Source organism: Mesorhizobium sp. P2_A12 (assembly GCF_056405075.1).
The window spans coordinates 1-8,201 of the sequence record NZ_JBFUCU010000050.1 but is presented as its reverse complement, the minus strand read 5'-3'; the positions used below and the strand labels follow the sequence as shown (position 1 = coordinate 8,201).

At 57.4% G+C, this 8,201-nt stretch carries 13 protein-coding genes; 6 read left to right on the top strand and 7 right to left on the bottom strand.

Annotated features, from left to right (window positions below; genetic code table 11):
• From AC1DZU_RS35005 to AC1DZU_RS34995, 3 genes are all read left to right on the top strand, one after another.
• Positions 1-322 (top strand): plastocyanin/azurin family copper-binding protein (locus tag AC1DZU_RS35005; protein WP_477291967.1); only part of this gene is annotated, 322 nt, incomplete at its 5' end.
• A gap of 344 nt (positions 323-666) precedes the next feature.
• Positions 667-882, top strand: coding sequence for a hypothetical protein (locus AC1DZU_RS35000; protein WP_477291965.1), 216 nt, complete (start codon positions 667-669; stop codon positions 880-882).
• A gap of 943 nt (positions 883-1,825) precedes the next feature.
• Positions 1,826-2,203 carry a hypothetical protein gene (locus AC1DZU_RS34995; protein ID WP_477291963.1) on the top strand — a complete coding sequence of 126 codons (378 nt, stop codon included), beginning with the start codon at positions 1,826-1,828 and terminating at the stop codon, positions 2,201-2,203.
• A gap of 22 nt (positions 2,204-2,225) precedes the next feature.
• On the opposite strand, the gene AC1DZU_RS34990 is transcribed toward AC1DZU_RS34995, so the two are convergent.
• From AC1DZU_RS34990 to AC1DZU_RS34980, 3 genes are all read right to left on the bottom strand, one after another.
• A complete protein-coding gene (locus AC1DZU_RS34990) occupies positions 2,226-2,438 on the bottom strand; it encodes a hypothetical protein (RefSeq protein WP_477291961.1) in 213 nt (70 codons plus the stop codon).
• A gap of 24 nt (positions 2,439-2,462) precedes the next feature.
• Positions 2,463-2,684: a hypothetical protein gene (locus AC1DZU_RS34985; protein ID WP_477291959.1), complete on the bottom strand. Its 222-nt coding sequence runs from the start codon at positions 2,682-2,684 to the stop codon at positions 2,463-2,465.
• A gap of 238 nt (positions 2,685-2,922) precedes the next feature.
• Complete coding sequence (locus AC1DZU_RS34980; protein ID WP_477291957.1) at positions 2,923-3,093, bottom strand: hypothetical protein; 171 nt, start codon at positions 3,091-3,093, stop codon at positions 2,923-2,925.
• A 167-nt stretch (positions 3,094-3,260) separates the two neighbouring features.
• Here AC1DZU_RS34980 and AC1DZU_RS34975 point away from each other — a divergent pair, with 167 nt between their 5' ends.
• A complete protein-coding gene (locus tag AC1DZU_RS34975) occupies positions 3,261-3,557 on the top strand; it encodes a hypothetical protein (RefSeq protein WP_477291955.1) in 297 nt (98 codons plus the stop codon).
• A gap of 26 nt (positions 3,558-3,583) precedes the next feature.
• On the opposite strand, the gene AC1DZU_RS34970 is transcribed toward AC1DZU_RS34975, so the two are convergent.
• Positions 3,584-4,066: a DUF2127 domain-containing protein gene (locus tag AC1DZU_RS34970; protein ID WP_477291953.1), complete on the bottom strand. Its 483-nt coding sequence runs from the start codon at positions 4,064-4,066 to the stop codon at positions 3,584-3,586.
• 39 nt (positions 4,067-4,105) lie between these two features.
• On the opposite strand from AC1DZU_RS34970, the gene AC1DZU_RS34965 reads away from it, so the two are divergent.
• Both AC1DZU_RS34965 and AC1DZU_RS34960 read left to right on the top strand, forming a co-directional pair.
• Positions 4,106-4,648 (top strand): phosphatase PAP2 family protein, encoded by a 543-nt coding sequence (locus tag AC1DZU_RS34965; RefSeq protein WP_477291951.1) that lies wholly within the window; start codon positions 4,106-4,108, stop codon positions 4,646-4,648.
• A 442-nt stretch (positions 4,649-5,090) separates the two neighbouring features.
• Positions 5,091-5,537 carry a Ros/MucR family transcriptional regulator gene (locus tag AC1DZU_RS34960; protein ID WP_477291949.1) on the top strand — a complete coding sequence of 149 codons (447 nt, stop codon included), beginning with the start codon at positions 5,091-5,093 and terminating at the stop codon, positions 5,535-5,537.
• A gap of 446 nt (positions 5,538-5,983) precedes the next feature.
• On the opposite strand, the gene AC1DZU_RS34955 is transcribed toward AC1DZU_RS34960, so the two are convergent.
• From AC1DZU_RS34955 to AC1DZU_RS34945, 3 genes are all read right to left on the bottom strand, one after another.
• On the bottom strand, positions 5,984-6,157 hold the full coding sequence (locus AC1DZU_RS34955) for a hypothetical protein (RefSeq protein WP_477291947.1): 174 nt from the start codon (positions 6,155-6,157) through the stop codon (positions 5,984-5,986).
• A gap of 599 nt (positions 6,158-6,756) precedes the next feature.
• A complete protein-coding gene (locus AC1DZU_RS34950) occupies positions 6,757-7,062 on the bottom strand; it encodes a GlsB/YeaQ/YmgE family stress response membrane protein (protein ID WP_477291945.1) in 306 nt (101 codons plus the stop codon).
• 31 nt (positions 7,063-7,093) lie between these two features.
• Positions 7,094-7,312, bottom strand: a complete 219-nt coding sequence (locus tag AC1DZU_RS34945; RefSeq protein WP_477291943.1) for a hypothetical protein — start codon at positions 7,310-7,312, stop codon at positions 7,094-7,096.
• Positions 7,313-8,201: the final 889 nt, after the last annotated feature.

The window sequence follows — 8,201 nt, the reverse complement described above, 5'->3', positions numbered from 1 at the left end:
GGCGACCATGGGGATCAAGGCTTCCCCGGGTGCGGTGAAGGCCGGCGAGGTCACATTCAAAGTGAAGAATGACTCCAAGGACACCATTCACGAGATGATCGTGATGTACCTTGCCGCGCCCGGCAAGCTGCTTCCTTACCTTGAGGCCGAGAACCGGGTCGACGAAGACAAGTCAGGAGATAAGGGCGAGGTGTCGGAACTCGATCCCGGCAAATCAGGCACATTGACCGTCGATCTGAAGGCTGGAAAATACCTGCTTATCTGCAACGTGCCGGGTCACTATGGGGCTGGCATGTGGACCGAATTCACAGTCGAACCGTGAGACCAGCGCTTTGGCCTTGTCCTTCGCGGTCAGCACGCGATGTAGGACGTGGCCGGCTTGTCTGTCATTCTTCCTTCTCCCCGTGATGGGAAGCCCGCGCGCACTCTCGGCAAAAGCGGCGCGGGCCGATCGGATGCCCGATCTTCGGCAGGCGATGGAGGGCACCACCTGCCGCCAAGCAGGAACTTTGAGAACTCGCTAATGTTCCGTCAAGCATTGCGCGGCAATGCTGGTCACGTCCTGAAATCTGGCAGGGGGGAAGAGACGATGAGCGAGACCAAGAAAGAGCAGATCAAACTTAAGGGCGGAGTATTACAACGGCGTGGCGATATCTATGATTGCCATTGGCACTCTCGCTGATCGGCATTGGGGCGCTTTTGGTTATGACGGTCCTGAGTGCTGCTGCTCGCGAACTCGCTGAGCTCAGTCTCACCGATCTTGATCGGGTTCCTGATCTTGAAGAAGCTGGCAAGGTGGTCTTAGCCAAAAAGCCCGCCGCCAAGGGCATAGCAGCGGGCCTTTTGACACAAGACTGGCCGGTCGGAATATGGGCTTGGTGATCCGGCCGATGCAATAAACGAAGGCTCCGAAAATTTGTTCCGCCATCCTACGGGGGAAGCCCGCCAACACGCGTTCTCGCCGCCACACCGCTGATCGTCAAGCACGCCCTTGCGCGGGGCGAGGCTTGCGTACGCGACGCCTCTTCCGCCTGTCCGGTAGGGTTGAGCGTGTCGGCTTGGAGATCACGCCCTGATCGAGAAGGGCGAAACGATAGACCCTCGAGGAAACAGGTCGGTAGAGCGTGCGCGAAAGTGCGTCCGCAGTCCGCTGGCCAAGTTCAAGCAGGACGTTGTCGTATGTGTCGAAAACCTGGCAATTGGGGCAAGATAAGAGGTCGGACCCTTGCGGCTCACTGACGCTGCTAAGGGGCACCCTGCATGAATTGCAGACAATCTTAGGAGCGTTTTCGATCATCTAGAGAGACGTCTCGCTGTTTTGATCCACGAGGCAATTACGGTGCCAGCGCAATTGATCCGTTGCGGGACATCTAAAGCCGCCTCACCACGCCGCTCTCCCCTGGTCAGCTGAAGCCCACGCCTTTGCGGGGAGAGCGCGGCGAACAAATCTTTCACGGTGAAAGATTTCCAAAACAGAGCCCGCCGCTCCATTCACGGCAGCGGCGGGTCGCCCCCAGGGAGGTTGATGAAATTGGGGACTTGCCGGGTGTTGGTTTGCCCGCCACTTCCACCAGTGCAATTGCGGTGCCAGACGGGATTGACCCATTACGGGACAAATCGCCTCCAGTAGGCCCCGCCAGCGCGTGTTCCTGCCGGCCGCGCTCTTCCTTCCTACGCAGCCGAAAGCGGCGGTGGTGCCGGGGTGAGGCTGCGGAAATAAATCTGGCGCCTGACTCGCCGTCGCCGGGACGAGCGAACAGTATAGAACCTTAACGGGATATTAGGCGTTTTGGGAGGTAAGGTGGTTTCCCAGGGAAAGAATACGATGGCCGAGCTAAACCACGAAATTGCTGGGATGAAGTGGGTTGCTCTATTTTCAATACTTGCGCTGTTAGGCTGTCAGGATGGCGGCAAGGAAAAGACCGTTAACTGGCTCCAGACCCAGGGAATGGACCGATCTTCGGCCACTATCCTTGCCAGCAACAAGCCGGCGCTGCGCCAGTACCTCATGAACAAAACCATGGCCGGGCAGGATGATGCTTACTGCCGACCGCTAGGCGCCACAGTAGGCACTCCAACCTATGTCCAGTGCCGCACGAGTGTTTCAGCATCCCGCCCGGTGAATGACCCACCGCCGCGTCCAAGGCCGGTTAGTTGCACGACAAACGTAGTGCTTGGCGCGCTGAAGACGACATGCCAATGAAAGAACGCGCGCAGAATCCAGATTAATGCGGCTGCGATACGAGGGCGAACCGCTCGCAGCCGGTTTTAGAATGTTTTAGCTCCACGCTTGTTCCGGTGAAATATTGGCACGCGAACAAGCCCGATGCTTCCTTTTCCTCATAGACGAGCAGTTGGGTGGACGTGGCTACCAACGCTACAGCGGTTCCCGCTGCACTTAAGACTATCAGCACAACGAGACCGGTGATCAATTGCATCCTATCTCACTCTCCGGGTGACAATCAGTCTGCCAAGCTGCCGTCGCGGTGGAGCATGGCCTCGGCGATGACTTGGAACACACTGCCGACCTCCTCGGTGATTTCATTGACGCCAATTCCCGCACTGTCGGCGGCTTTCATAACTTCGTCGGCAAGGTCGCTGATGGCGGCCGGATCGTCGGTCATGGCGTTCGGCAGGTGCTCTGCCATCCATTTTTCGAGGAAGTCGATCCCGCGTGTGCTCATCCAAACCAACTGAACGTCAGGCTCACCATCGCCACCGCTATGAGGATTGAGAGCGGCACGGCAGCGATCAGCGCCGCTTCTAAAAATCGTGTTTCCTTGTCACTGAACATTAGGCGCGCCTTATGCATGCTTCGGGAATGCTAAGAAGCTGCGAACCCCGATTCGGTTCCAAGGATGGTTACGCCGGGCTGGATTTGTAGATGGGCGGGCTTGACCGATCGAACCCCGGCCGCGAAGCTCATTTTCGGGCCGCCAGAATGCGGGCTTCCCGTACCAGGGATGCCCAATTGAGCCCAAGAATGGCGATAAGCTCGCGGGCCTGATCTTCAGTGATATTCGCCTCATCCGCCAAGCGCCGAACGACAAGATCGACCGGGCTGCTGGGTGCTTCGTCCTTTTCGTCAGCCATAGGACAACTCCCTAAAGGCCTAACGCAACTTACTGTTACTGGTTCCCCTGCGGAATGACTCGCTAACATGCCGGAGAAGGCGCATTGTGGCTTTGTCGCTGGCCGCTGAACGGGCGCTGGCGCTTGAGAGTGTACATCGTACTCCCGCCCCTGCGGGAACCTATGCGGTGGACGACGAGACACACCCACCCAAATTCATTTCGGCTCATGATTTTGAGATCATCCGCAACGCCTTCAAGGCGTCAGTGGCAGAAGGGATGATTGTCGAGCAGCAATGGGTCCGGCACGCGAAAGACCTGATACGCGCGCTCACGGGCCATGAAGACCGGACGAAAGCATTATCTGCCGAATCATTGGGCGCTATGCGCTACCCAGCCGTAGGGGAAATGGCCGGTGCAGTTGGGCTCTTGGTGTGTCGGCTCCGCTTGGGCCATTCTGTGCTGGTCTGCGGCTCAGCGGATTGAACAGAACCGAGGCGGATAATCGGTCGCTACGCAGGCTTGTGCCGCCGCATTACACCCCATTCGTGCCAGATCAACAGCATGACGACCGCATCGAAGACGGTCAGCACGAGCAGGCCCGGAGAGTGGGTGTAGGAATAGCGGTAGACTTGATAGACCATGAATGCGCCCAATGCCGCGAGCGATGCCGGATACGACCAAAGCTTGCCCCGCAAGAGCCCGACAACCAGCAGCAGCTTTATCAGGCCGTGGCTGAGTAGGTAGAAAGCGTAGAATTCCTTGCTGGCTATCGAAAAATGGGTTGCCATCTGCGACAGATGGCCAGCTATGAAATCGTTCGGGTCTTCGATCAATTCCTCTGCGGTGAAAGCATTGACCCAGGAGACGATTGCATCGGTGGTGACGACATAAACCAGAATCCCCCCGATGCATTCGATCAGAGCATGCGCGCCCTTGAGCCAAACGCTGACTTCAAAAATCTGATGGATACGGCGTTCGTCGACTGCTTTCACAATTCACCTCGCGATCGACAACAACGGAAGCAACAAAGAATGGATGCAACTCTCACCCACTGGCTCAACGCCGAAGCTGGACTTCACCCGGTTCTGGATAAAGCAATGATTGGCGCCTCACAAATCGGCGTTCCGCTCATGGTGCTGGCTGTGGTTGCGCAATGGTGGGCCAAGGTCGACCGCTACCATGTTCGTCACGCGGCCCTGTCGGCCGGCCTGGCCTTCTTGCTCGGTCTTGCTCTCAATCAATTCATTCTTCTGTTCGTGCATCGGATGCGGCCCTACGATGCCGGTGTGACGCATCTGTTGATTGCGCCCAGCGCCGACTGGTCGTTCCCGTCCGATCACGCGACCGCATCCATTGCGATCGTTTCGGCCTTTGCGATGCAAGCTCTGCCTCGCCGAACGATTGCGCTTTCCCTCCTGGCATTTCTGATTTGCTGGTCGAGAGTTTACATCGGCACCCACTATGTCAGCGACGTGATCGGCGGCGCCATCACAGGCATCACCGGTGCGTTCGCGATCCGTCTGGCTTACCGTGAGAATTCCCGTTTGGACACGCTGGTGACGAGAATCTTATAGCTACTTAGAAAGCCATCATCGCGACGGTCGGCGTGGCGGAGATTGGGGCGAACAATGGTCAAGGTCTTGCTTTTCCTCGGGGGGCTCGCGATCCTTTTGGTCAGTTCCCGCCAGGTGTTCCTAACGTTTCGCGACGGTTCATTTCGGGCCCGCGGCAATCGACTGATCCTACGCAACGCACACCCCATAATCTTCTGGATGAATTTCGTTGGGCTAGTGCTTTTCGGCGTTGTCGGTGTCGCGTTGATTTGTTGGCTATTGCTTACTTGAGAGCCCCGCCAGCGCGTCTTTCCGCTGGTCGCTCTCCTATGCTGCCGAAGTGCCCCGCGCGTCCTGGCGCCCGCCTGCGGCATGCAGGAAGCGCACTGTAGACCTCAGGCCAGAGTTGCGCGGCTGGCATCGCTCGAATAGAGAGAGGATTAATCAGACAAAAGGAGAGACCATGACCGACGAGGCGCATATCAACTCGACAGAACTAGCGGAACTAACAGCCGAAGTTGTCTCGGCATATGTAAGCAAGAATCCACTTCCTGCCGCCGCATTGCCGGACCTTATCGCTTCTATTCATGCTTCCCTGTCGGGCCTAGTTGAGCCAGTGGCTCCGCCTGCTGAGCCTCTCGTGCCAGCGGTCAACCCGAAGAAGTCCGTGTTTCCCGACTACATCGTAAGCCTCGAAGACGGCCGCAAATTCAAGTCGATGAAACGGCATTTAGGCTTGCATGGTATGACGCCTGATGAATACCGCGCCAAGTGGGGCTTGCCGGCCGACTACCCAATGGTGGCGGCAAACTACGCCGCGACACGGTCTGCGCTAGCAAAAGCCGCAGGCCTTGGGCGCAAAGCATCGCCGGTAAAAGCGCCTGCGAAGCGGAGGGGTAAGTTGGCTTAGTTCTCTCAGGCAACCTCCCTAACGAGCGGCGCCGTTCACCCCCGGCCATTTCCCTACGAATTGCCTTCGCCAGGATGGGTCATTTTCGTGGCTGCGGTTGGTTTCGGCTACCTGTTGAATGAACAGCCTTGCGTGTTCGCCCCAATCGGAATCTCTGACGTTGTGTTCGCGGACAGACTTCATAAAAGCCTCGCGTACAGCATCGAGGTCGAATAGCGAAAGACGTTGGCTGCCCTTAACCGACATATTGATCGCCTCCCCACAAACCTACATTTTGATCGAGCCAAACTCCTGAAGCAGGTAAAGCAGCGCCGTGGCAAACGTGACGAATGCGACCCATACACCGAAGGTTCTCATGGCCGGCCCTCCATCTCTTGGCCGACACAATGCGAAGGCGGGCATTAGGTTCCAAAGCCCTCCTGTTGGGTATATTTTCCGTACAAATTTCAGCGCCTCTTCACCTTGGGCGTGATCTCCTCGATCCTCACTTTGTCGCCGATCTCCTTCGCCATCGCGAACGCTTTTTCCTTGTCTTTCGTCGTCAGCACCGTACGCCAGTGCGACTTCTCGAACACGCTGACAACGTAGGTGGTTCTTGCGGGCTCAGGTCCGGCTGGCATACTTCACCTTGCCCATCCGGCTGCATTGAGGACACAAAGGACGGAGATAGGCCAACTTGTCGCCCGGAATATTTCCGGAACTGGTGATCGTCAGGCTACCGCCATTGAAACCCTCCAGGCTGTAGGATTCCCAGGTGCCGATTTCTCGTAGTTTCAAAAACCCGGTGCGACCGCATTCGCAAACCAGCTTTTCCCGTAAAACAGTTGAGAGCACCTAGGACCGCCTTCCGCGATGCGGCGACTTTGCTAAGCCATGACCGGTGCGGCTGGGGCTTCTTGGGGATGCGGCGGGCCGCACCGGTCACTGCGGGTTTGGTTTGGACGTCCCCCGCGTTGCCCAAACTATGGGCATATTAGCAACTTCGCAATTAAGCCTATCGGCGGTACTAAGACTGAAGTCCCTGATGGATGTAGAGAGCCCGCGCCACCGGAGGGGACCAGAATGACGCGGGCCTGGCCGGATGTATGCCCACCAGCCTTGCGACGGAGCCAAGCAGCGGCATCCGAAGCGCTAAATCAACTATTCAAGACTGCTAATGTTCCATCGGCGTGGCTTGCACCGGCCCTGTCCCGTTCCATTGAATGAACGGCGGAGGCCTTCACCACCGACGACCAAATCGACCACTCCATCCGCCGCCGAAACGACCGCCACCGGCAACCAACCGGATGATGACGAGAAGTACAATCGCGCCGACAGTGGCGTTGACGACCAAGCTGATCGTTCCAGTCCCAAGATGGACGCCTAAGCGAGGTAGCAGCCAGTCACCGATGAACGCACCGATGATCCCGATTACTATATCCCCAATCAGACCAAAGCCGGCCCCCCGCACGATTTTCCCGGCCAACCATCCGGCAATCAGGCCGACTACCAATATGACAATGATGCTCTCGTTCGACAGATGCATGGCGGTCCTCCCAAGACTCCCAATCAAAGCGCTAGTGGTTGTCCAGTAGGATTGCCAGATGCCTGGCTGTGGCGCTTTCCACAATCAGCTCCTCCAGCCCACTATCGGTGATCAGCGAACCGTTGACGCGACGTCTGGCTACACGAAGCGCGTCTGAAATCGAAACTGCTGTGGTTTTAGCGTGATCATCCAGGTAACGGCCGACTTCAATGACGGCATCTGCGTCAATATTGGACGGCAATTCTCGCATGGCACCCCTCCTGCCGCATCCGACCCTTGCTGCACAAAAGTATCGCGCTGATTGGCCAAGGAGTCGATGGCGATTAGAGCCTCGCCAGCGCGCGCTTCTGCCCTCCGCTCTCCTACGCCGGCAAAGCGCCCTGCGCGTCCTGGCGCTTCCCTGTGGCCGCGTGCCATCGCAAGTTCGTTACCTTGCTCTCTCTCGCTCCAGCAAGCTGACGTATTCCGTATCAAAGGCCTCACTGTTCTTCCGCTCAATTCTCCGGAGATAGAGATACGGCAGCGCAAACGCCAAAATCATACTTATGCCGATCGCACCCGCCATGTGACTGCCGCCTCCAAGCCAACAAAAAACAGCAACCACACTGCCGGCTATCGCCGCCTCCGCCACACTAGCCCAGAAAGGATCAAATCTGGGCGGCGGTGCAACCGAGTCCGCCCGTTGTCTGGCCTCGAAGCTAATGCGTGCAGCATCCAATCTGACAATTCCCGATTATCGACGCTGAAATGACCGGTGCAGGGGTGCTTGGGTGAAGCGAGCCTCACCAAGCCCAATGTAATATTAAATCGGGAAGGCTCGCTTTGTCGTTAAGGGATTGCCTGTCGCCGACGGCTGTGGACTACCTGTGGATAACTGCCTGCGGCCGCGTGCCACCGCAACCAAGCCTGTTCGGCCTCTTGCCAGTAGCCGGGCGGCATCGGCTGCCAATCGGCCGGAAATGCCATTAACCCTTTATTAACGATCAACTTGTCGGCGGGTGCTTCTATGCCTCGATGCGTGGGATAGCGGCGGGGCTGCCGGTACTAATGGCCCGAAGCGATCTTGTGGGAGCGCCGAATTGTTCACCGACTACTATGAACTTCTGGAAATCAGTCCGAACGCCAACTCGGAAACGATA